The 23,091-nt window shown below is 72.9% G+C and carries 19 protein-coding genes and 1 tRNA gene; 14 read left to right on the forward strand and 6 right to left on the reverse strand.

All coding sequences use genetic code 11. From position 1 onward, the window contains the following. Together G407_RS0107820 and G407_RS0107825 are read right to left on the reverse strand one after the other, a co-directional pair. A partial coding sequence (locus G407_RS0107820; protein ID WP_029030369.1) for an AAA family ATPase occupies positions 1-2,097 on the reverse strand: 2,097 nt, incomplete at its 3' end. Position 2,098: 1 nt separating this feature from the next. Then, the gene (locus G407_RS0107825) at positions 2,099-3,337 is read right to left on the reverse strand and encodes an exonuclease SbcCD subunit D (RefSeq protein WP_029030370.1); all 1,239 of its coding nucleotides are present in this window, start codon (positions 3,335-3,337) and stop codon (positions 2,099-2,101) included. Positions 3,338-3,442: 105 nt separating this feature from the next. Here G407_RS0107825 and G407_RS0107830 point away from each other — a divergent pair, with 105 nt between their 5' ends. From G407_RS0107830 to G407_RS0107855, 6 genes are all read left to right on the forward strand, one after another. Then, a complete protein-coding gene (locus G407_RS0107830) occupies positions 3,443-4,312 on the forward strand; it encodes an SDR family oxidoreductase (protein WP_029030371.1) in 870 nt (289 codons plus the stop codon). A gap of 273 nt (positions 4,313-4,585) precedes the next feature. Continuing rightward, positions 4,586-6,163: an OpgD/OpgG family glucan biosynthesis protein gene (locus G407_RS26390; protein WP_210163094.1), complete on the forward strand. Its 1,578-nt coding sequence runs from the start codon at positions 4,586-4,588 to the stop codon at positions 6,161-6,163. Continuing rightward, complete coding sequence (mdoH, locus tag G407_RS26395) at positions 6,160-8,298, forward strand: glucans biosynthesis glucosyltransferase MdoH (RefSeq protein ID WP_084327384.1); 2,139 nt, start codon at positions 6,160-6,162, stop codon at positions 8,296-8,298. The genes G407_RS26390 and mdoH overlap by 4 nt, the downstream gene beginning before the upstream one ends. 87 nt (positions 8,299-8,385) lie before the next feature. Next, complete coding sequence (locus G407_RS0107845; protein ID WP_029030372.1) at positions 8,386-9,993, forward strand: carboxyl transferase domain-containing protein; 1,608 nt, start codon at positions 8,386-8,388, stop codon at positions 9,991-9,993. 105 nt (positions 9,994-10,098) lie between these two features. Then, complete coding sequence (locus G407_RS0107850) at positions 10,099-10,560, forward strand: BLUF domain-containing protein (RefSeq protein WP_029030373.1); 462 nt, start codon at positions 10,099-10,101, stop codon at positions 10,558-10,560. A 12-nt stretch (positions 10,561-10,572) separates the two neighbouring features. After that, positions 10,573-11,016: a response regulator gene (locus G407_RS0107855; RefSeq protein WP_029030374.1), complete on the forward strand. Its 444-nt coding sequence runs from the start codon at positions 10,573-10,575 to the stop codon at positions 11,014-11,016. 105 nt (positions 11,017-11,121) lie between these two features. Here the strand turns inward: G407_RS0107855 and G407_RS0107860 are convergent, their stop codons facing one another. Then, positions 11,122-11,604, reverse strand: coding sequence for a YbaK/EbsC family protein (locus G407_RS0107860; RefSeq protein ID WP_029030375.1), 483 nt, complete (start codon positions 11,602-11,604; stop codon positions 11,122-11,124). A gap of 169 nt (positions 11,605-11,773) precedes the next feature. On the opposite strand from G407_RS0107860, the gene G407_RS30970 reads away from it, so the two are divergent. The 5 genes from G407_RS30970 to G407_RS0107885 all read left to right on the forward strand — a co-directional run bounded on the left by G407_RS30970 (position 11,774) and on the right by G407_RS0107885 (position 16,864). Then, entirely contained in the window at positions 11,774-12,238 is a 465-nt protein-coding gene (locus tag G407_RS30970) for an Hsp20/alpha crystallin family protein (RefSeq protein ID WP_029030376.1), read from the forward strand. A 307-nt stretch (positions 12,239-12,545) separates the two neighbouring features. Further along, positions 12,546-13,868, forward strand: a complete 1,323-nt coding sequence (gene ugpB, locus G407_RS0107870) for a sn-glycerol-3-phosphate ABC transporter substrate-binding protein UgpB (RefSeq protein WP_043539254.1) — start codon at positions 12,546-12,548, stop codon at positions 13,866-13,868. 125 nt (positions 13,869-13,993) lie between these two features. Beyond that, positions 13,994-14,875: a sn-glycerol-3-phosphate ABC transporter permease UgpA gene (ugpA, locus tag G407_RS0107875; RefSeq protein WP_029030378.1), complete on the forward strand. Its 882-nt coding sequence runs from the start codon at positions 13,994-13,996 to the stop codon at positions 14,873-14,875. 11 nt (positions 14,876-14,886) lie between these two features. Continuing rightward, complete coding sequence (gene ugpE / locus G407_RS0107880; RefSeq protein ID WP_029030379.1) at positions 14,887-15,735, forward strand: sn-glycerol-3-phosphate ABC transporter permease UgpE; 849 nt, start codon at positions 14,887-14,889, stop codon at positions 15,733-15,735. Between the two features lie 10 nt (positions 15,736-15,745). Continuing rightward, the gene (locus G407_RS0107885; RefSeq protein WP_029030380.1) at positions 15,746-16,864 is read left to right on the forward strand and encodes a sn-glycerol-3-phosphate import ATP-binding protein UgpC; all 1,119 of its coding nucleotides are present in this window, start codon (positions 15,746-15,748) and stop codon (positions 16,862-16,864) included. A 57-nt stretch (positions 16,865-16,921) separates the two neighbouring features. Here G407_RS0107885 and G407_RS26400 read toward each other — a convergent pair whose 3' ends face one another. Beyond that, entirely contained in the window at positions 16,922-17,359 is a 438-nt protein-coding gene (locus G407_RS26400) for a thioredoxin domain-containing protein (RefSeq protein ID WP_245259051.1), read from the reverse strand. A 120-nt stretch (positions 17,360-17,479) separates the two neighbouring features. Between G407_RS26400 and G407_RS0107895 the strand changes: the two genes are divergently transcribed. Together G407_RS0107895 and G407_RS0107900 are read left to right on the forward strand one after the other, a co-directional pair. Then, positions 17,480-18,214, forward strand: coding sequence for a cytochrome c biogenesis CcdA family protein (locus G407_RS0107895; protein ID WP_029030381.1), 735 nt, complete (start codon positions 17,480-17,482; stop codon positions 18,212-18,214). A gap of 81 nt (positions 18,215-18,295) precedes the next feature. Next, positions 18,296-18,901 carry a thioredoxin family protein gene (locus G407_RS0107900; RefSeq protein WP_029030382.1) on the forward strand — a complete coding sequence of 202 codons (606 nt, stop codon included), beginning with the start codon at positions 18,296-18,298 and terminating at the stop codon, positions 18,899-18,901. Between the two features lie 12 nt (positions 18,902-18,913). Here G407_RS0107900 and G407_RS0107905 read toward each other — a convergent pair whose 3' ends face one another. After that, positions 18,914-20,539, reverse strand: coding sequence for an acyl-CoA synthetase (locus tag G407_RS0107905; protein ID WP_029030383.1), 1,626 nt, complete (start codon positions 20,537-20,539; stop codon positions 18,914-18,916). A 284-nt stretch (positions 20,540-20,823) separates the two neighbouring features. Between G407_RS0107905 and recJ the strand changes: the two genes are divergently transcribed. Beyond that, a complete protein-coding gene (recJ, locus tag G407_RS0107910; RefSeq protein WP_084327386.1) occupies positions 20,824-22,683 on the forward strand; it encodes a single-stranded-DNA-specific exonuclease RecJ in 1,860 nt (619 codons plus the stop codon). Between the two features lie 232 nt (positions 22,684-22,915). Here recJ and G407_RS0107915 read toward each other — a convergent pair. Further along, positions 22,916-22,991 (reverse strand) — tRNA-Thr (locus G407_RS0107915). Between the last annotated feature and the right edge of the window lie 100 nt (positions 22,992-23,091).

Raw genomic sequence — 23,091 nt, forward strand, 5'->3', positions numbered from 1 at the left:
CCAGCCGGCGTGGGCATCGGCGAAGGCGGTCTCGGCGGCGGCGAGGCGGGCTGCCTCGACCGCGATCGCGTCGCGCGCCCGGCTCCCCTCGGCTTCCGCCGCCTGCGCCGCGGCCTTGGCCTGCGCGCCCGCGGCGCGCGCGGCGTCCTGCCCGGCGCGCAGCGCGTCGCGGCGCTCCCGGATGGCGGCGACGAAGGCGTCCGGCGCGGCGTCGGGCTTCGGCTCGTGGGGCGCCCCGCAGACCGGGCAGGGCTCGCCGGGCACGAGCGCGGCGCGCAGGTGGCGGGCGCTCTCGGAGGCGGTGGCGTCGGCGAGCGCGCCGAGGCGCTCGACCTCCTCGGTGCGGGTCGCGAGCTCGGCGAGCGCCGCCTCCGCCCCGCGCTCCGCCTCGCGGGCTGCCTTCCACGCCGCGACCGCGGCCTCGCGGCGTGCGTCGGCCACATCGCGGGAGGATTCCGCCGCGGACGCCTCCTTCGCCGCGGCGACGAGGCGCGCCGCGATGCCGTCGGCCGCCTCGAGCGCCTGCGCCCGCGACTGCACCTGCGGCAGGTCCAGCGCGGCGAGGGCGGCGTCCCGGCTGGCGAGGCGCGCGTCGCAGGCGGCGCGGGACGCCGCGTCCGCGGCATCGGCCTCATCGAGGGCGGCGAGCGTCCGCGCGACACGCTCCAGCGTCGCCGTCGCCCCGTCGCGCTCGGTCTCCAGCCGGGCGGCCTCGCGCACGAATCCGGTGCGCTTCTCCAGCGCCTCGGCGAGCTCGTCGAAGCGCGTGGCGAGCGGTGCGAGATCGGCATCGCGTGCGAGCGTCGCCTCGAGCGCCTCGGCGTCGACCTCCATTGCTGCGAGACGCGCGGCGATCGCCTCGGCCTTCGATGCGCACGCCGTCGCCTCGGCCTCGGCGGCGTCGCGGGCGCCGGCGCGCTTCGCGAGATCGGCGCGGGCGTCGGCAATGCGCCCGTCGAGGGTCCGCGCCCGCGACCACGCCGGCTCGAACCCCTCGCAGGCCGCCTGCGCCGCGTCGGCGCGCGCCTTGGCGTCCGCCTCCGCGACCTCGGACGCGGCGAGCGCGGTGCGGGCGACCTCGTCCTCGCCTCGCGCCGCGTCGCCGGCGGACCGTGCCTCCTCGGCGGCGCGCGCGGCGTCGTCGCGCTTCTCCCGGCCGGCCCGTAGCGGCTCCGCCCGCTCCAGCGCCGCGTGGCGGTCCCGCTCCGGCGCCAGCGCGTCGGCCTCCTCGCGACGCGCCGTCAGCGCCGCCGCCGCCGCGTCGCGCTTCGCCGTCGCCGTGGCGATCGCCTCGTGCCGGCGCAGCGCCGCGTCCACCGCCTCGCGCGCGGCCGACTCCTCCGCCTTGCGCAGGGTCAGCGCCGCGATCTCGGCCTCGCGCGCCGCGCGGTCCTCGGGCGCGAGGAGGCCGATCCCGGCGCGCCGCGCCTCGAGCGCGTCGAGCGCGGCGCGGGTCTGGCGCCAGCGCTCGTAGGCGCGCCGCGAGAGCGTGGCGTAGATCTCCGTGCCGGTGATCTTCTCGAGCAGCTCGGCGCGCTCCCGCGCGTCGGCGCGCAGGAAGGCGTCGAAGTCGCCCTGGGCGAGGAGCACCGTGCGGCGGAACTGGTCGCAGGTGAGGTCGGTCAGCCGCTCCACCTCCTGGCGCACCGGCACGACGCCGGACGCCACCGCGTCGAGCCCGCCCTCGGGGAGGACCTTCCACAGCGCCCGCCCGCGCTTCTGCAGCGCGCCGGTCGCCTTGCCGCGGGCGCGGTTGAGCTCGCAGCGCACGCGATAGACGGCGCCGTCGCGGGCGGCGAAATCGACCTCGGCGAAGCCGCGGCCGGCGCCGCGGCGCAGGATGGTGCGCGGGTCGGTGGCGGAGAGCGGGGAATTCTCCCCGTCCGGGATCTGCTCGTTCGAGCCCTCGGCCTTCACGCGCGGGAACTCGTCATAGAGCGCGAGGCAGAGCGCGTCGAGCAGCGTCGACTTGCCGGCCCCGGTCTCGCCGGTGATGGCGAAGAGGCCCGCAGCCGCCAGCGGCGCGGCGGCGAAGTCGATCTCGAAGCTCTCGGCGAGGGAGGCGAGGTTCTCGCCGCGGATCGCGAGGATGCGCATGTCAGCCCTCCGCCTCGTCCATGGCGAGGAGGGTGGCGAAGGCGTCCTCGTGCGCGGGCGTGGGCTCCGCCCCGTGCCGGGCGCGGTAGGCCTCGCGGAAGACCTCCGCCGGCGCCCGCTCGGCGAGCCGCACCGCGAGCGCCGCGTCCGGCGCCGCCTCGCCGGATGCGGCGGGCCGCTCCAGCGCGAGGCCGGCGAGGCGCACGGGGAAGCGCTCGGCGAGCTCGCCGATCTCGGCGTGGAGCCCGACGGCGGGTCCCTCGACGGCGACGGTGACCCAGACGAAGGGTCGCTCGTGCGCCGGCAGGTCGTCCGCGAGCCCGAGCCCGGCGAGCGCCGCCTCGACCTCGCCAGCAGGGAGCGCGCCCCGCGCGGGCACGCGCAGGCAGGCGATCGGGCGGGGCAGGGGGACGTGGCGCACGCTCACCGCCGCGCCCTCGACGTCGACGAGGGTGATGCCGTGGGCGTAGCCGCTCTCGGTCTTCGACAGCGGGAACAGCGAGCCGCAATAGCGGATCGTCTCGCGCCCCACCGCCTGCGGCCGGTGCAGATGGCCGAGCGCGACGTAGGCGGCGTCGCGGGGGAACACGTCGGGCGGCACCGCGTGCTCGCCGCCCACCAGGATGCGCCGCTCGGCGCCGTCCGACTCGAGCCCGCCGGCGACGTGGAGGTGCCCCGTCACCACGAGCGGGCTCTCGCCGATCGCCGCCTTCGCACGCGCGATCAGGTCGCCGTAGAGCGCGCGCACGCCGGCGACGACGGGAGATCCGGCGATCTCGCCGTCGAGCGGCGGCAGGTCCGCCACCCGCGGGAAGGGGACGGCGAGGACGTGCGCGCCGACCGCGCCGCGGGCGTCCCGCACGGGCACGAGGTGGCGGGCGAGGTCGGGGCCTTCGGGGCGGCGGGCGATCGTGCCGACGACGGTGACGTCCGCCAGCCGATAGAGCCCGCCCGGCGCCTCGAGCCGCCCGGCAGGGTCGTGGTTGCCGGCGACGACGACGATAGCCGCGTGCGGGCGCGCCGCCCGCAGGCGCGCCAGCGTGTCGAAGTAGAGCGTCTGCGCCTCCGCCGAGGGGTTGAGCGCGTCGAACACGTCGCCCGCGACGACGACGGCGTCGACCGCCTCGCGCACGGCGATCTCGACGAGCGCGTCGAGGGCGGCGCGGTGCTCCGCCTCGCGGGAGAAGCCGGCGAGCGTGTGCCCGAGATGCCAATCGGCGGTGTGCAGGATCCTGACCATCCGTCCTCCGGGCGCTATCTCCACCCTTCGCCGGGTGATTCGCCAGGGCGCCGGCCGCAAACGGTGGCGCGTCGCGGGCGTTACCCACGGCATCAGGAGGACGCCATGCCAAGCCCGCCCCCCGCCCTCGTCGTCACCGGCGCCACGTCCGGCATCGGGCTCGCGATCGCCCGGCACTTCCTGGCGCAGGGCTGGCGCGTGTTCGGCTCGGCGCGGCGGGAGGAAGATGCGCGGCGGCTCGCGGAGGAGCTGGGGCCCGGCTTCACGCCGCTCCTCCTCGACGTCGTGGATGCGGACGCGCTCGCGCGCGCCGCCGAGACCGTCGGTGCGGAACTGGGCCGGCGGCGGCTCGCGGGGCTCGTGGCGAACGCCGGAATCGGCATCCCCGCGCCGCTCGAGCACCAGGAGGTCGCCGAGATCCGCCGGCAGATCGACGTGAACCTGGTGGGTACGATGCTCACCGCCCGCGCCTTCCTGCCGCTCGTCGGCACCGACCCGGCGCGGGAGGGGCCGCCGGGGCGGATCGTGACCATGTCCTCGCTCGGCGGGCGCTTCGGCCAGCCCTTCGTCACCTCCTACATCGCCACCAAGCACGGCATCGAGGGCTTCTCGGAGGCGCTGCGGCGGGAGGTCTCCCCCTTCGGCATCCGTGTCGTCGTGATGGCGCCCTCCGCCGTGGCGACGTCCGTGTGGGACAAGGTGTCGGCGCAGGGCCTCCACCGCTTCGACCGGACGCGCTACGGGGGTGCATTCCGCTGGGCGCTCGGCGCCATCGTCTCCGGTGCGCCGCGGCACGGCCTGGCGCCGGAGGCGGTGGCGCGCGCGACCTTCGCGGCGATGTCCGCACGGCGCCCGCGCCTGCGTTATGCGCCCTCCGCGCGCCCGTTCCTCGAGAACACCGTCGCGCCGCGCGTGCCCGCGCGCCTCGTGGATGCCGTCTTCCGGTGGCGCATGTCGGCCATGCGCGATCGCTAGTGTGCTGCGACTGCGGGTTCGAGATCGATTCCGCATCCTCGCCCGATACCCGCCACGATCATCTCCGAAACCGTCGCCAGCGTCCGGCTCGCGGCGCAGCGGTTTCGGCTTCGTGATCGAACGATCCGCCTCCTTGGCCGTTGTGCAGCGCGATACGGAAGCGTATGATGAGGGTGTGTCGACCGAGAGCGAGCGGACACGCGCGCGGCGTCCCCCGCCACGCGCCCGCGAACGGCCCGGGCGGACGCCTTCAGGACAGTCGGAGAACTCCTCGTGTCGGTCACTCGCCGCTCGGTGCTGGCGCTCGCCGCCGCGCTCGCGCTTGCCCCGCGTCCGGGCTCGCCCGGGCGCGCTCTCGCCGCCGCCCTCGCCGAGGGCGCGGAGCATTGGGGCGAGCCCGAGCCCTTCCGCCCCGCCCTCGTGCGCGAGCGCGCCCAGGCGCTCGCCGCCGCCCCCTGGGTGCCGCCGCCCCAGGACCTGCCGGAGACCCTCGCCGGCCTCGACTACGACCAGTATCGCGACATCCGCTTCCGTCCCGAGAGCGCGATCTGGGCCGGCGGCGAGAGCCCGTTCCAGCTCCAGCTGTTCCACCTCGGCTTCGGCTACCGCGACCCGGTGGCGATTCGCGTCGTCGACGGCGGGACGAGCCGCAAGCTGATCTTCGACCCGGCGATGTTCTCCTACGGCCCCCTGGTCGCGGACCCGCCGACCGACATCGAGGACCTCGGCTTCTCCGGCTTCCGCGTCCACGCGCCGGTCAACCGCGACGACTATCTCGACGAGTTCGCCGTCTTCCAGGGCGCGAGCTACTTTCGCGCCGTCGCGAAGGACCAGGCCTACGGCCTGTCCGCGCGCGGGCTGGCCGTGGCCACCGCCGATCCGGCGGGCGAGGAGTTCCCCACCTTCCGCGAGTTCTGGATCGAGACGCCGGCGCCCGACGCGGACACGATCGTCGTCCACGCGCTCCTCGACAGCCCGAGCACGACAGGCGCCTACCGCTTCAGCCTGCGGCCGGGCGCCTCCACCGTGATCGAGGTGGAGGCGGTGCTCTACCCGCGCGTCGAGATCGCGACGGTGGGCGTCGCCCCGCTCACCTCGATGTACTACTTCTCCGGCCACGACCGGCTCGGCATCGACGACTTCCGCGGCGCGGTGCACGATTCGGACGGGCTCCTGATGTGGAACGGGCAGGGCGAGTGGCTCTGGCGGCCGATCCTCAACCCGCGCACGCTCCAGATCGCGACCTTCCTCGACAGCAAGCCGCACGGCTTCGGCCTGATGCAGCGCGAGCGCGACCTCTCGGTCTACCAGGACCTCGAGGCCGACTACCATCGCCGCCCGAGCCTGTGGGTCGAGCCGATCGGGGACTGGGGCGAGGGGGCCGTCGTCCTCGTCGAGATCCCGACCGACGCCGAGGTGCACGACAACATCGTCGCCTTCTGGCGCCCGCGCACGCCGCTCGCCGCCGGCGTGCCGTTCCAGCTCGCCTACCGCCTGCACTGGCGCGGCGAGCCGCCGGTGCAGCACGGGCTCGCCAAGGTGCGCCGAACGCTCTCGGGCCTCTCCGAGGTCGGTCGGCCGCAGGCGGAGCGCGACAAGCGCGTCTTCGTCGTCGACTTCGCCGGCGAGGATCTGGTGCAGGAGGGGGCCGCACCGATTACCGCGCAGGTGACCGCGTCGGCGGGCGTGCTGTCGCCGCCCGTCGTCAAGACCGATCCCGACATCGGCGGCGTGCGCGTGGCGATCGAGCTCGATCCGCAGGGTGCGACCGTGTCCGAGCTGCGCTGCGCGCTCGTGCGCGACGGCACCGTCGTCTCCGAGACCTGGCTCTACAGGTGGCTTCCCGCATGACCGCTCATCCGCTGATGGATCCGGCGCTGCCGCCGGAGGCGCCGCTCGCGATGCCGGTGCAGGACCTCGACGCGCGGCCCGCCCCGCGCGGCGCGCTGCCGCCGCGGCGCGGCACCCGGATCGCCCGAGCGGTCGCGATCGTGCTCGCCCTCGCGATCTCCGGCGGGCTCACCCGCGAGATGCACGCCGTGCTCTCGGTCGCGTCGCTGACCTCGGTCGAGATCGTCATGCTCGTCCTGTTCGCGACGACGATCACCTGGATCGCCTTCGCCTTCGCGCTCGCGGTGCTCGGCACCGCGGCGCTGCTGCGTCGGCGCCTGTCGCCGCCGCATTTCCTCGCGCCCCGCGCGCGGCCGAGCACGCGCACGGCGATCCTGCTGCCGGCCTATAACGAGGACCCCGCCCGCGTCTTCGCCACCGCCGTCGCCACCGCGGAGGCGCTGGCGGACGCCGACGTGCACGAGGCCTACGACGTCTTCGTGCTCAGCGACACGACGGACCCGGACGTCTGGCTCGCGGAGGAGGCGGCCTTCCTCGCCATCCGCGCCGCCCGCCGCCCGCGGGCGCGGATCTACTACCGGCGCCGCCCGAAGAACGTCGAGCGCAAGGCCGGCAACATCGCCGAATGGGTGCGCCGCTTCGGCGACGCCTATCCCGCCTTCGTCGTCTTCGACGCCGACAGCGTGATGACCCCGCGCACGCTCGTGCGCATGACCCTCGCGCTCGAGCGCCGCCCCGAGCTCGGCCTCCTCCAGACCGTGCCGCTGCTGGTGGGGCGCTGGAGCCTGTTCGCGCGCCTGCAGCAATTCGCGGCGCGGGTCTACGGGCCTGTGATGGCGACGGGGCTCGCGGTGTTCTCCGGCGATGCCGGCAATTACTGGGGCCACAACGCCATCATCCGCACGAAGGCCTTCGCGCAGAGCGCCGGGCTGCCGCACCTGCCCGGGCGCGCGCCCTTCGGCGGGCCGGTGATGAGCCACGATTTCGTCGAGGCGGCGCTGATGCGCCGCGCCGGCTGGGCCGTCGAGATCGACCCCGCGCTCTCCGGCTCGTGGGAGGAGAGCCCGCCCTCGCTCGTCGACCTCGCCGAGCGCGATCGGCGCTGGTGCCAGGGCAACCTCCAGCACGCGGGCGTGCTGTTCGCGCGCGGCCTGCATCCGGTGAGCCGGATGCACTTCGCCGTCGGCATCCTCTCGTATCTCTCCGCGCCGCTGTGGCTCGCCTTCCTGCTCTCGGGCCTGCTGCTGGCGCTGCAGGCGCAGTTCGTGCGGCCGGACTATTTCGCGGCGGACTTCACGCTCTTCCCGATCTGGCCGGTGATCGACTTCGAGCGCGCGCTCGGGCTGTTCGGCGCGACGATGGCGGTGCTGCTGCTGCCCAAGCTCTTCGGGCTCCTCGTCGCGCTGACGTCGGGCCCGGTGCGCCGCGGGCTCGGCGGACCCTTGCGCGCGACGGGGGGCGTCGTGCTCGAGACGCTCGCCTCGGCGCTGCTCGCCCCCGTGATGATGGCGCTGCAGTCGGCCGCCGTGTTCCAGATCCTCGCCGGCCGCGACGCCGGCTGGAAGGCGCAGCGGCGCGAGGACGGCTCCGTGCCCTGGTCTGAGATCGCCCGGCGCCACCGCTGGCACACGGCGCTCGGCCTCGCGCTCGGGGCGGCCGCGCTCGCGGTCTCGCCGGCGGTGTTCCTGTGGACGAGCCCGGCGGTGGTCGGCCTGCTGCTCGCGATCCCGCTCTCCGGGCTCACCGCGCGCGCCACGCCGCGCATCGCCGCCGCCGGCCTCCTGCGCACGCCCGAGGAGCGCGCCGCCCCGCCGATGCTGGTGCGCGCCCGCGCCCTGCGCCGGGAGATCGCGGCCGCCTTGGGCGCGGAGCGCCCGGCGGTGGCGCGCCTCCTCGACACGCCGTCGCTCACCGCGCTGCACATCGCGATGCTGCCGCCTGCGCCCGCGGGGCGCATCGGCGTCGACCCCGCCTTCGTCGTCGCGCTCGCCCGGCTCGACGCCGCCGAGAGCGTCGAGGAGGGGCTCGCCGACATGGACCGCGCCGAGACCGTCGCGCTGCTCTCGCGGCGCGAGGGCATCGAGCGGCTCCTCGACCGCGTGCGACCCCCGGCGCCGCAGGCGCAGGCGGCGTGAGGCGCGGACGCCTCCCCCGCTTGTGATCCGCCTGCGGCTGCCGCATAACCCGCGGGTCGTCTCACCGCGTCCTCCGGAGGCTCGCCCGTGCCCGTCATCGCCTCGCAGATCGACCTCTCGTCCCATGAAGCGCAGGACAATCGCGCCGCCTGGGCCGCGCTCGCGGCGGATCTGAGGGCGCGTCGGGCGGAGGTGGCGCAGGGCGGTCCGGCCAAGGCGCGCGAGCGGCATCTCGCCCGCGGCAAGCTGCTGCCGCGCGAGCGCGTCATGCGCCTTCTAGACCCCGGCGCGCCCTTCCTCGAGATCGGCGCCCTCGCCGCGTCGGGCATGTACGAGGACGCGATCCATTCCGCGGGCGTGATCGCCGGCATCGGCCGGGTGTCGGGCCGCGAATGCATGATCGTGTGCAACGATTCGACCATCAAGGGTGGTACCTACTACCCGATGACGGTGAAGAAGCATCTGCGCGCCCAGGAGATCGCGCGGGAGAACCGGCTGCCCTGCATCTACCTCGTCGATTCGGGCGGCGCGAACCTGCCGCACCAGACCGAGGTCTTCCCCGATCGCGACCATTTCGGGCGCATCTTCTACAACCAGGCCACGATGTCGGCGATGGGCATCCCGCAGATCGCCTGCGTGATGGGCTCGTGCACCGCGGGCGGCGCCTACGTGCCGGCGATGTCGGACGAGACCGTGATCGTGCGCCGCCAGGGCACGATCTTCCTCGGCGGCCCGCCGCTGGTGAAGGCGGCCACCGGCGAGGTGGTCTCGGCGGAGGATCTCGGCGGGGCGGACGTGCACGCCCGCCTCTCCGGCGTCGCCGACCACTACGCCACCGACGACGCCCACGCGCTCGCCATCGTGAGGCGGATCGTGGCGAACCTCAACGGCGTCAAGCGCGTCGACCTCGCCCTCGCGGAGCCGGTCGACCCCGCCTACGACGAGGACGAGCTCGACGCCGTCGTCCCCACCGACCTCAAGAAGCAGTACGACATCCGCGAGGTGATCGCGCGTCTCGTCGACGGCTCGGAATTCGACGAGTTCAAGCGCCTCTACGGCACGACGCTGGTGACGGGCTTCGCCCGCATCCACGGCATGCCGGTGGGCATCATCGGCAACAACGGCATCCTGTTCTCGCAGAGCGCGCAGAAGGGGGCGCACTTCGTCGAGCTGTGCTGCCAGCGCGGCATCCCGCTCCTGTTCCTGCAGAACATCACCGGATTCATGGTGGGGCGCGAGTACGAGGCCGGTGGCATCGCCAAGGACGGCGCGAAGCTCGTCACCGCGGTCGCCTGCGCGCAGGTGCCCAAGCTCACCCTCGTCGTCGGCGGCTCCTTCGGGGCGGGCAATTACGGCATGTGCGGGCGCGCCTATTCCCCGCGCTTCCTGTTCATGTGGCCGAATGCGCGCATCTCGGTGATGGGCGGCGAGCAGGCGGCCTCCGTGCTCGCGACCGTCAGGCGCGACAACATCGAGGCGGAGGGCCAGTCCTGGTCGGCGGAGGAGGAGGAGGCCTTCAAGGCGCCGATCCGCGACAGGTACGAGGCCGAGGGCTCGCCCTTCCACGCCACGGCGCGGCTCTGGGACGACGGGGTGATCCTGCCTTCCGAGACGCGCCGGGTGCTCGCGCTCGCGCTCTCGGCGACGCTCAACGCGCCGATCCCGAAGACCACCTTCGGCGTGTTCCGCATGTGAGCGCGGCGGGGCGCGGGGGCGGGCGGACGGGCACCGCGCTTCCCCTTTACGGATTTTTATCGACGAGATGACAACTTGGGGCCCGAACGCGACGCGACAGGCCCCATGCTCAACCGTTCCAGCCTCAGCCGGATCAGCTACTTCAGCCGCTGCACCCTCGATCGCGACCAGGCGAACCGGGCGGAGCAGCTCGATCGGCTGGTGCGCTCGAGCCGGCGGCAGAACGAGTTCGGGCTGATCACCTCGATCCTCGTCCTCGACCGTGGATGGTTCGGGCACATGCTCGAGGGGGACCGTGACGCGCTGAACACGACCTTCAAACGGATCGCTTCGGACAACCGCCACAAGGAGGTGCGCATCATCGAGTGGCGCGAGATCCCCCGCCGCGAGCTCCTGCCCTCGCTGGAGCTGCTCGAGCGCAACCTCATGACCCAGGAGGTGCTCGAGAAGTACGCGCTCGACGAGGCCTTCGCGCGGGGTACGCCCAAGCCGACGCAGGTCCACGACTGCATGCTCGCGCTCCAGCAGAGCCTGCTGGCCAAGCGCGGCATCGAGGCCCTGACCTGAGGGAGCGATCACATGTCCGACGATCCGTTTCCCTCGGTCCTGATCATCGACGACAACGCCAAGATCGGCCGGCTCGTGGCGGAGATCTTCCTGCGCCTCGGCTTCGCCGACGTCGACGTCACCCCCTCCGGCGTGGAGGGCATCGAGATGATCCGCAACGGCAGCTACGGCCTCATCGTCTGCGATCTCGACCTCGAGCCGGTGGACGGGCTCCAGGTGCTGCGCACGGTCAAGAGCGACGAGGAGCTCTTCAAGATCGCCTTCATCCTCACCGAGACGTCGATCACCTTCGAGCAGGTGACCGCGGCGCACGCGGCGGGCGTCGACGCCTTCCTGCTCAAGCCGTTCGACATCGCGCTGCTCAAGCAGAAGCTGAAGTCGGTGCTGCGGCGCCAGGCCAAGCGTCGGCGCATCGTCAACGAGTGGGCGCCCAAGAGCCTCCAGGACGTGCTCTGAGGCGGGGCGGGCGCCGCCGACGCTCTCCCCTCGTCTCGTGGTCGATCGGTTCGCACGGCGCCCCCGCGCCGCTCCCGGCTCCGGCGTCGGGGACGGCGCAGCTCGTCAGCCCCCGTCCGCCCGTGCCGGCTCCTGGCAGACGTCGACCCAGGTCGCTCCGACGAGGTCCGCCATCCGCTGCGGGGCGATGCGGACCGCGGCGTTGGTCGCGCCCGCGGCCGGCACCACGACGTCGAAGGCCTTCAACGACACGTCGCAATGCACCGGCAGGTTGGTCGCCAGCCCGAAGGGGCACACGCCCCCCACCGGATGCCCCGTGAGCGCGGCGACGGTCTCGGCGTCCGGCATCTTCGCCTTGCCGCCGAAGGTGGCCTTGATCTTCCTGTTGTCGAGCCGCGCGTCGCCGCGGGCGACGACGAGCAGGACGCGCTCGCCGATCGCGAGCGTCAGCGTCTTGGCGATGCGCGCGGGCTCGACGCCGTGCGCGGCGGCGGCCTCGGCGACGGTGGCGCTCGAGGCCTCGGTGACGATCACGGCGATGTCGGGCGCGCGCTCGGCGAGGAAGGCGCGCACGCTCTCGAGGGACATGATCGGGCTCCGGTCGCGAGGGGCTGGTCTCGCGAACGCATACGCCGGAGCGTGGCGCGCGGTCCAGTACGGCCACGTTGACGTCGATCATTCTCGGCACGGGTGGCCGGGCGCATCATCCCGAACGCGCGCCCCTGCGCGCGGCATCCGCATTCGGGAGAAAGTGGTCATGAGCAGCCTGTCAACGCTTCGGCACGACGAGCGCGATCCGTTCACCGCGCTCCGGAACGACATCGAGCATCTCGTCCGCCGTCTCGGCGGGGACATGCCCGCGCTTCTCGGCGAGCGGCGCTTTCCCGCGCTCGACGTCACGGAGGGCGCGAACGAGATCGAGATCACGGCGGAACTGCCCGGCGTCGCCCGCGAGGACGTGACGGTGGAAGCCGCCGACGGTGCGCTCGTCATCCGCGGGGAGAAGAAGAGCGCGCGCGAGGACGAGACGAAGACGGACGGCGCGGCCGCCCACGTTCTCGAGCGCAGCTACGGGTCGTTCCTGCGCCGCGTGGCGCTGCCGTTCGCGGTGGATCCGGAGACGATCGAGGCCTCCTTCCAGGACGGCGTCCTGACGGTGCGGGTGCCGCGCCCTGCGCGAGCCGCGCACGCGCCGCGCTCGATCCCGATCAGGCAGGGCTGACCGCAGCCGCCGCCCGGCACCCCGTACGGGGCGGCGGCCGTTATCCACACTACTTTCCATACCAGGCTTTGCCTGACGCGCATCCAGGGTGGCGGTTCGGCGGCCTTCGGGCCCGGTGTGCCGCTTCCGGTGGCACGGGCGAGGGCGCGCGACCGCGCGACCGCTTGCCCAGCTCCGGCCCTCCCGCCTATCGTCTTGCCGGCTCATTGTCACAGAGCCGTAACGAAGCGTCACGAAAAGGCGCTCACGTCGCGTCCCCGGCCCGCCCGGCCGGGGCGACGGGCTACTCACGAAACGGGAGACGTCCATGCCCTTCACCCGCACGATCCTGGCCGGCACCTCGGCCATGGCGATCCTGCTCGCCGCCGGCGCCGCCAGCGCCCAGACCCAGATCCAGTGGTGGCACGCCATGGGCGGCGAGCTCGGCGAGAAGACCGCCGCCGTCGCGGCCGGCTTCAACGCCACGCAGGACGCGTACGAGGTCGTCCCGGTCTACCGCGGCAACTACACCGAGACGATGACCGCGGCCATCGCGGCGTTCCGGGCGAACGAGCAGCCGCACATCGTGCAGGTCTTCGAGGTCGGCACCGCGACCATGATGGCCGCCCGTGGGGCGATCTACCCGGTCTACGAGCTGATGCAGGAGCACGCGGACGGATTCGACCAGTCGGCCTACCTCCCGTCGGTGGTCGGCTATTATGCCGACTCGGAGGGCAACATGCTCTCCATGCCGTTCAACTCCTCGACCCCGGTGATGTACTACAACAAGGCCGCCTTCGAGGCCGCCGGCCTCGATCCGGAGATGCCGCCGAAGACCTGGAACGAGCTCGTCGAGGCCTCGCGCAAGATCATCGAGTCCGGCGCCGCCACCTGCGGCTTCACCACCGGCTGGCAGTCCTGGGTGCAGCTCGAGAACTTCTCGGCCTACCACGACGTCCCCTTCGCGACCCTCGACAACGGCTTCGACGGTCTCGAGACCGAGTTCGCCTTCAACAGCGACGTGCACGTCCGCCACGTGTCCAACATGAAGGACTGGGCCGACGAGGGCGTGTTCAAGTACGGCGGTCGCCGCTCCGACTCCGCCCCGCTGTTCTACTCGGGCGAGTGCGCGATCTACATGAACTCCTCGGCCGCGCAGGCGGGCGTCGACGCCAACACCGACTTCGAGGTCGGCGTGGCGATGCTGCCCTACTACGACGACGTGCCGGGTGCGCCGCAGAACTCGATCATCGGTGGCGCGACCCTGTGGGTGCTCCAGGGCCACGACGCGGAGGAGTACGAGGGCGTCGCGGCGTTCTTCCAGTACCTGTCGCAGCCCGAGGTCCAGGCGCAGTGGCACCAGGACACCGGCTACCTGCCGATCACGCAGGCCGCGTTCGAGCTCTCCCAGGAGCAGGGCTTCTACGCCGAGAACCCCGGCACGGACGTGTCGGTGCGCCAGATGACCCTCAACGAGCCGACCGGCAACTCGCGCGGCCTGCGTCTGGGCAACTTCGTCCAGATCCGCGACGTCATCAACGAGGAGCTCGAGCTCGTGTGGTCGGGCCAGAAGTCGCCGCAGGAGGCGCTCGACGCCGCCGTCGAGCGCGGCAACTCGCTGCTGCGCCAGTTCGAGTCCGACAACAGCTGAGGTAACGCACCTCTCGACGGGACGCCGCCCGGCTCGGGCGGCGTCCTCCTTTGCCGGCGAAGCGCCCGCGCGCCGATCCGGCCTTCCCGCTCGCGCTGTCGGGGCGCTCGCGAACGGACCCGCCCATGCACAAGAAAGTCACCTTCCGCGGCGTCGCGCTGCCGCTGGCGCTGCTCCTGCCGCAGCTCGCGATCACCGCCGTCTTCTTCCTGTGGCCGGCGGGGCAGGCGCTCTACCAGTCGGTGCTGCGCCAGGATCCGTTCGGGCTGCGCACCACGTTCGTCGGGCTCGCCAACTTCGAGCGGCTGTTCAGCGATCCGCTCTACCTCAACGCCTTCCAGGTCACGCTCGTGTTCTCCATCGCGGTCACCGCGATCGGGCTGTCGCTCGCGCTCCTGCTGGCGGTGATGGCCGACCGGGTGATCAAGGGCGCGTCGGGCTACAAGACGCTGCTCGTCATGCCCTACGCCGTCGCGCCCGCGGTCGCCGGTGTGCTGTGGTGGTTCCTGTTCAACCCCTCGATCGGCCTGTTCGCGCACGCGCTGCGCGCCGTCGGCGTCGACTGGAACCACCTCCTGAACGGCGACCAGGCGATGATCCTCGTCGTCGTCGCGGCGGTCTGGAAGCAGATCTCCTACAATTTCCTCTTCTTCCTCGCCGGGCTGCAGGCGATCCCGAAGTCGCTGATCGAGGCGGCGGCGATCGACGGCGCGGGACCCTTCAAGCGGTTCTGGACCATCGTCTTCCCGCTGCTCTCGCCGACCGCCTTCTTCCTCCTCGTCGTCAACGTCACCTACGCCTTCTTCGACACCTTCCAGATCATCCACGCGACGACCTCCGGGGGGCCGGGCCAGGCGACGACGATCCTGGTCTACAAGGTCTATTCCGACGGGTTCGTCGGTCTCGATCTCGGCGGATCCGCCGCGCAGTCGGTCGTCCTGATGGCGATCGTCATCGTGCTGACCATCGTGCAGTTCCGCTGGATCGAGCGGCGCGTGCAGTATTGAGGAGCGCCGCCATGGTCGAGAACCGCCCCGTCCTGACGATCCTGCGCCACCTGGTCCTGGGGCTCGGCGTCGTCATCGTCCTCTTCCCCGTCTGGGTCGCCTTCGTGGCGTCGACCCATCCGCAGGCGGCGCTGATGTCGGGCGCCGCTCCGCTTCTCCCCGGAGACCGGCTCGTCGAGAACTATTCCCGGCTGCTCGCCTCGGGCATGTCCCAGGCCGGCGGCACGCCGGTGGGGCTGATGCTGCTGAATTCCTTCATCATGGCGCTCCTGATCGCAACGGGGAAGATCGCGGTCTCGCTCGTCTCGGCCTTCGCGATCGTCTACTTCCGCTTTCCCTTCCGGATGGTGGCGTTCTGGATCATCTTCCTCACGCTGATGCTGCCGGTGGAGGTGCGCATCCTGCCGACCTTCGAGGTCATCGCCGATCTCGGCATGCTCAACTCCTACGCCGGCCTCACCATTCCCCTCGTCGCGTCCGCGACGGCGACCTTCCTGTTCCGGCAGTTCTACCTGACGATCCCCGACGAGCTCGCCGAGGCGGCGCGCATGGACGGCGCCGGGCCGATGCGCTTCTTCCGCGACATCCTGCTGCCGCTCTCGCGCACCAACATCGCGGCGATCTTCGTGATCATGTTCCTGTTCGGCTGGAACCAGTATCTCTGGCCGCTGATCGTCACGACCGACGAGAGCTACACCACCATCGTCATGGGCATCTACCGGATGGTGAACGTCTCCGACGAGCAGCCGCAATGGCACCTCGTCATGGCGACGGCGATGCTCGCGCTGCTGCCGCCGGTGGTCGTCATCCTGGTCATGCAGAGGCTCTTCGTGAAGGGCCTCGTCGAAACCGAGAAGTGAGAGAACGGGCATGGCCGGCATCGGCATCCGCGACGTCGTCAAGCGCTACGGCGACACGAAGGTCATTCACGGGGTCTCGATCGACGTCGCCGACGGCGAGCTGATCGTCATCGTCGGCCCGTCGGGCTGCGGGAAGTCGACGCTGCTGCGCATGGTCGCCGGGCTCGAGGACATCACCGGCGGCGAGGTCTCGATCGACGGGCGCGTGGTCAACCGGCTGGAGCCGAAGGACCGGAACATCGCCATGGTGTTCCAGAACTACGCGCTCTACCCGCACATGAGCGTCTACGACAACATGGCCTACGGGCTGAAGATCGCCGGCCTGTCCAAGGAGGCGATCCGCGCGCGCGTCGACAAGGCGGCGACGATGCTCCAGCTCCAGCCCTATCTCGACCGCAAGCCCCGCCAGCTCTCGGGCGGCCAGCGCCAGCGCGTCGCGATGGGGCGGTGCATCGTGCGCGAGCCCGCGGCCTTCCTGTTCGACGAGCCGCTCTCCAACCTCGACGCCAAGCTGCGCGTGCAGATGCGCCTGGAGATCAGGCAGCTGCAGCGCTCGCTGGGCACCACGTCCCTCTACGTCACGCACGACCAGGTCGAGGCGATGACGCTGGCGGACCGGCTCGTCGTCATGAACGCCGGCGTCGCCGAGCAGATCGACACGCCGATGAACGTCTACCTCCACCCGGCGACGACCTTCGTCGCCGGCTTCATCGGCTCGCCGGCGATGAACTTCATGCCGGGCCGGCTCGGCGCCGACGGGCGGGCGGTGACGCTCGACACCGGCGCGCCGCTGCGGGCGCTGCCCGAGCCGATCGCCGGGCACGGCGAGAAGGCGGTGACGATCGGCGTGCGCCCGGAGCATCTGACTCTCGTCGGCAGCGAAGCCGCCGAGCTGACGCTGCGCGTGGGCGTCGTCGAGACGCTCGGCGCCGACACGCTCGTCCACGGAGCGCTGCTGGACAAGGGCCAGGCGGTCGTGCCGGTGGCGGGGGAGGGCGGCGAGGTGCTCGCCGCGCGCCTGCCCGGCAACGTCGCGGTGCGGGAGGGCGACACCCTGCCGCTGCGGGTCGTGGAAGGCGCGCTGCACGTGTTCGACCGCGAGACGGGGCGGCGGCTGGCGGACGTGTGAGGCCGTTGGCGGATCCGGCACGCGCAGTCGCTGGGTGCATCGTCGCCGGCGAAGAGCTCAGTTCGTCGAGGCCCCGCTCCCGGCGTCGTCCGCCTCCGCCTCCGCCACCAGCCGCTCGATCAGCCCCCAGAAGAAGTCCTGGCCCGGATAGCCCTCGATCCGGCCGATCTCGGCGCCGTCGCGGGCGACGACGAAGGTGGGGGTGAAGCGCACCGGGCGGTCGAGGGCGATCTCGGGCATGGGATCGGTGTCGAGGTCGACCATGCGCATCGCGTGGCGCGCGCCGACGTCCGACTTCGGCCAGATGCCGCCGATCTCCCGGTCCCAGGCGTGGCACCAGGGGCAGCCGGCGCGACGGAACATCGTCACCGTGACCCCCCGCTCACCGGCTTCCGCTGCCGCGACCCGCAGGGGCCCGAGCGCTCGCGCGAGCGCCGCCGCGCCCGCCAGCGCCGCGATCGACCGCAGAAACCGACGTCGCCCGATCCCGCCCATGGCGCCCTCCCGTCCTCGATGCCGCTTCCCCAACGCAGGCGCACCCGACGGTGCCCGCTTGCGCCGCGCTCCCGATCCCATAACATATCGCGCAACACGAATGTAATGGGAGACGCGCGCATGGAACTGGACATAGGGCTCGCGGCCGCGTTCGGCGCGGGCCTCCTCTCGTTCCTGTCGCCCTGCATCCTGCCGCTGGTGCCGCCCTACCTGTGCTTCCTCGCCGGCGCGTCCCTCGAGGAGCTGACCCGCGAGCCGAAGGCGGCGACGACCGGGCGGGCGCTGGCGCGCGCGGGCGCCTTCGTGCTCGGCTTCGGCGTCGTCTTCGTCGCCTTCGGCGCGGCGGCGACGACGCTCGGCGGCTTCGTCTCTCGGCACGTGGTGCTCCTGTCGCAGATCGCCGGCGTGATCATCGTCATCCTCGGCCTGCACATGCTCGGCGCCTTCCGCTGGATGGTCCTGATGCGCGAGGCGCGCGTCCACGTCGCGAGCCGGCCCGCGAGCCTCGCCGGCGCCTTCGTCGTCGGCCTCGCCTTCGCTTTCGGCTGGTCGCCCTGCGTCGGCCCCGTCCTCGCCTCGATCCTGATGGTCGCGGGCATGGAGGACGCGCCCGGGCGCGGCGCGACCCTGCTCGCCGCCTACGCCGCGGGCATCGGGCTGCCCTTCCTCGCCGCCGCGCTGTTCACCGGCCCGTTCCTGCGCTGGCTCGCGGGCTTCAAGCGGCACCTGGGCGCGGTGGAGACGGCGATGGGGGCGGCGCTCGTCGCGACGGGCGTCCTGATCTTCCTCGGCCTCATGCCCGTGCTGGCCGGCTGGCTGCTCGACGCCGTGCCCGCGCTCGGCCGCATCGGCTGATCGCGAGAGCGTGAACGAGACGCGGGCGCGGCCGCGCTATCCTGGACGCCCCCGGAGGACCATCGCCTGGAGGACCGACGCATGCCGACACGACGCGACCTCATCGCAGGGGCCGGCCTCACCGCCGCGGCCGGCATCACGGGTCTCGCCGGCCTCGCGGGCGGCAGCCGCGGCGCGCGAGCCGAGGAGCCCGCCGGCGCCGCCTTCCGCACCGAGGACGGGCTCTATCGCCAGCCCTGGTTCCTGGAGAGCTTCCTCGAGCTCGGCCCGGACCTCGAGGACGCCGCGGCGGCGGGCAAGCGCCTCGCGGTGATGTGGGAGCTGCGTGGCTGCCCCGCCTGCCGCGACGTGCACCTCGTCAACTTCGCCGTTCCCGCCGTCACGGACTACATCCGCGAGCGCTTCGCCATCCTCCAGCTCAACGTCATCGGCGCGCTCGACGTGGTCGACTTCGACGGCGAGACGCTGTCGGAGAAGGCGCTCGCCGCGAAGTACGGCGTGCGCGGCACGCCGACGATCCAGTTCTTCCCGCCGGGCCCGGAGGGGCTCGCGGCGCGCGCCCCGCGCGAGCGCGAGGTCTTCCGCATCGTCGGCTACCACGAGCCGGAGGCCTTCCGGCGCATGTTCGCCTACGTCGCCGAGGACGCCTATCGCGAGATGCCGGTCCAGGAGTGGCTGCGCGGCTGAGGCGGGGAGGGCTCACCCCTCCCGCGCCATCTCGCGCAGCCTGAACTTCTGGATCTTGCCCGTCGAGGTCTTCGGGATCTCGGCGAAGACGACGTGGCGCGGGCACTTGTAGTGCGCCAGCCGCTCGCGGCAGAAGGCGACGATCTCGTCCGCCGTCGCCTCCATGCCGGGCTTGAGCTCGACGAAGGCGCAGGGCGTCTCGCCCCATTTCTCGTCGGGCTTCGCCACCACGCCGCAGGCGGCGATGGCGGGGTGGGCGTAGAGCACGTCCTCGACCTCGATCGAGGAGATGTTCTCGCCGCCCGAGATGATGATGTCCTTCGAGCGGTCCTTGAGCTGCACGTAGCCGTCCGGATGCGTCACGCCGAGGTCGCCGGAACGGAACCAGCCCCCGGCGAAGGCCTTCGCCGTGGCGCCGGGGTTCTTCAGGTAGCCCTTCATCACGACGTTGCCGCGCATCATCACCTCGCCCATCGTCGCGCCGTCGGCGGGGACGGGCGTCATCGTCTCCGGGTCGCGCACGGCGAGGCCCTCGAGCGCCGCGTAGCGCACGCCCTGGCGCGCCTTCTTCTGGGCGTAGGCAGCGGGCTCGAGCGCGTCCCATTCCGCGTGCCAATCGTTCACGACCGACGGGCCGTAGGTCTCGGTCAGGCCGTAGAGGTGGGTGACCGCGAAGCCCGCCTCGCGCATGGCGGCGAGCACCGATTCGGGCGGAGGCGCGGCGGCGGTGAAGAACTGGACCTCCCGGGGCAGCGGGCGCTTCTCGGCCTGCGGCGCGTTCAGCAGCGCCGCCATCACGATCGGCGCGCCGCACAGGTGCGTCACGCCGTGATCGGCGATGGCGTCGTACATCGGCTTCGCCCGCACCTGGCGCAGGCAGACATGGGTGCCCGCGACCACCGAGATCGACCAGGGAAAGCACCAGCCGTTGCAGTGGAACATCGGCAGGGTCCACAGGTACACCGGGTGCTTGCCCATGGAGCAGGTGACGATGTTGCCCGTCGCCAGCAGGTAGGCGCCGCGGTGGTGGTAGACGACGCCCTTGGGGTCCCCGGTCGTGCCGGACGTGTAGTTCAGCGTGATCGCGTCCCACTCGTCGCCCGGCGGGGACCAGGCGTAGTCCGGGTCGCCCTCGGCGAGGAAGTCCTCGTATTCCACGGCGCCGAGCCGCTCGCCCTCGCCGGAATATTCCGGGTCGTCGTAGTCGATCACCAGGATCTCGTGCTCGACCTGCGCGAGCGCGGCCTTGATCGTCCTGGAGAACTCCCGGTCGGTGACGAGCACCTTCGCCTCGCCGTGCTTCAGCGAGAAGGCGATGATGCCCGCGTCGAGGCGGGTGTTGAGCGTGTTGAGCACGCCGCCGGCCATCGGCACGCCGTAATGCGCCTCGAGCATCGCGGGCGTGTTCGCGAGCATCGCCGCCACCGTGTCCCCGCGCCCGATGCCGTGCTTCGCCAGCGCCGAGGCGAGGCGGCGCGCGCGGGCGTAGAACTCGGCGTAGGTCCGCCGCAGGGCACCGTGGACGATCGCCGTGCGCTCGGGGAACACGGTGGCCGCGCGTTCCAGGAAGCCGAGCGGCGTCAGCGGCTGGAAGTTCGCCGGGTTGCGATCGAGATCGCGGTCGTAGATCGTCTCCATGACGTGTCCTCCGGGCGTGTCCTCGGCTCGTGTCGTGCACGCGCGCCCTCTCGTCGGAGACGAGCGTAGCGGCGGGAGCGGGGGCGCCGCAATCGGAAGAATGAGGGCCCTGTCCCTGCGGCCGAACGACTCGGGCTCCTGTGGAGCGCGCCGGGTTCGGTGGTGCGCGCCCGTGTCGTCCCCTTGCCGCCCCTGTCCCGCCGTGGAACAAGGTTCGTTCGCGAAGGGGCGAATCCCGCGACCGGCGGCTTCGCCCGCCGATCGGGGAGCGAGACGAGGACGGGATGCTCGACACCGCAGCGCGCATCGATGGCCGCCACGCCGGCGACCATCCGGTCGCACCGGACCCGGACGGCCCGCGGGCCGTGCTCGAGGTCGCCCGCTCGATCACGGGCCGGCCCTGGCGCGAGCGGCTCGACGCGCGAACCAGCCTCGTCGCCACCGCGATCGCCCAGGCGCACGGCCTGCCCGACGCCCTCGCCCGCGTCCTGGCCGGCCGCGGCGTGGCGCTCGAGGAGGCGCCGGGCTTCCTCGCGCCCAGGCTGCGCGACCTGATGCCCGACCCCTCGACCCTCGTCGCCATGGACGCCGCCGCCGAGCGGCTCGCCCGCGCGGTGATGCGGCGCGAGCGCGTGGCGATCTTCGGGGACTACGACGTCGACGGGGCCTGCTCGGCCGCGCTCCTCGCGCGCTTCCTCGGCGCGCTCGGGGTCGCGACGGAGATCCACATCCCCGATCGCATCACCGAGGGCTACGGCCCCAATGTCGGCGCGATCCGGGCGCTCGCGGAGGCCGGGGCCGGGCTCCTCGTCGCGGTCGATTGCGGCACGGCGAGCCACGAGCCCTTCGCCGAGGCGGCGCGGCTCGGCATGGACGTCGTCGTCCTCGACCACCACCAGGCGCCGGAGGCGCTGCCCGCCGTCGCGGCGCTGGTCAACCCGAACCGTCAGGACGACCTCTCCGGCCTGGGCCACCTCTGCGCGGCGGGCGTCGTCTTCCTCGCCCTCGTCGCGCTGGCGCGGCGCCTGCGCGGCGAGCCGTCGCTCGCCGGGCGGCTGCCGGACCTGATGGGCGAGCTCGACCTCGTGGCGCTCGCCACCGCCGCCGACGTGGTGCCGCTCGTGGGGCTCAACCGCGCCTTCGTGCGCCAGGGCCTCGCCGTGATGCGCGGGCGCGGCCGGCCGGGGCTGGCCGCGCTCCTCGACGCGGCCGGCCTCACGGCGGCGCCGGAGGCGTGGCATCTGGGCTACCTCGTCGGCCCCCGCATCAACGCCGGCGGGCGCGTCGGCGATGCCTCGCTCGGCGCGCGGCTGCTCGGCTGCACGGATCCGCTCGAGGCCGCCCGCATGGCCGAGGCGCTCGACCGCAACAACCGCGAGCGGCAGGTGATCGAGGCGGCGGCGCTGGAGGAGGCGGTCTCGCAGGCCGAGCGCAGCCTCGGCGCCGCCCCGGACGCGCCGGTTCTGGTCGTCGCGGGTGCCGACTGGCATCCCGGCATCGTCGGCCTCGTCGCGGCGCGGCTGAAGGAGCGATTCCGCCGCCCCGCCTTCGCCTTCGGCGCGCCGTCGCCCGAGGGGTTCGCGACCGGGTCCGGCCGCTCGGTGCCCGGCGCCGACATCGGCCGTGCCGTGCGTGCCGCGGTCGAGGCGGGGCTCGCCGCCAAGGGCGGCGGGCACGCCATGGCGGCGGGCGCGACGGTCGCCGTCGACGGGCTCGCCCGCTTCGGGGCCTTCGTCGCCGAGCGTCTCGCCGACCCCGTCGCCGCCGCCATGGCGGGGGACGCGCTCGATGTCGATGCGCGGCTCACCGCCGGCGGCGCGACGCCGGACCTGCTCGCGGCGCTGGAGCAGGCGGGCCCCTTCGGCGCGGGCTGCCCCGAGCCCGTCTTCGCCTTCGCCGCCCACCGCGTGACCCGCGCCCTCGTCGTCGGCACGGGCCACGTCAAGGCGACGCTCTCGGCGGGCGACGGACGCACCATCGACGCCATCGCCTTCCGCTGCGCCGAGGAGCCCCTCGGCCGCGCGCTGCTCGAGGCGCAGGGGAGACCACTCCACGTCGCGGCCTCGTTGACCCGCAACGCGTGGGGCGGCCGCACCCGCATCGAGGCCCGGGTGGTCGACGCGGCGGTGCCCGTATCCGGCTGAAGCGGGCGGCGTCGGCGCTCGTGCTTGCGCGACGCGACCCTGCACGGCTTCGCCCCGGTGCGCTCACCCGTGTCGTGGCGCTGTGTCGAGAGACGGCACGATCGACGTGCCGAGGGTCCTGCGTCCGGGCGCAAGACGCGACGACCGGCTTGGCCCGCGGGCGTCGCCGGCGGAGCACCGGGTCATCCGTGTCTCGGAGTCACCCGCGTCTCGGGCAGGACAAGTGGGAAAGTGGTGCCGCAAGAGGGACTCGAACCCCCGACCCCATCATTACGAATGACGTGCTCTACCACCTGAGCTATTGCGGCTGAAGGCGCGGCACCGCGGTGGTGCCGGACGCTTTCGAGGCGCCCTCCATAAAGGCAGCCGGCGCGGTTGGCAAGCGGCCCGCGGCGCCTTTTTCGCGCG

The sequence above is a fragment of the Salinarimonas rosea DSM 21201 genome, from assembly GCF_000429045.1.
GTDB lineage: Bacteria > Pseudomonadota > Alphaproteobacteria > Rhizobiales > Beijerinckiaceae > Salinarimonas > Salinarimonas rosea.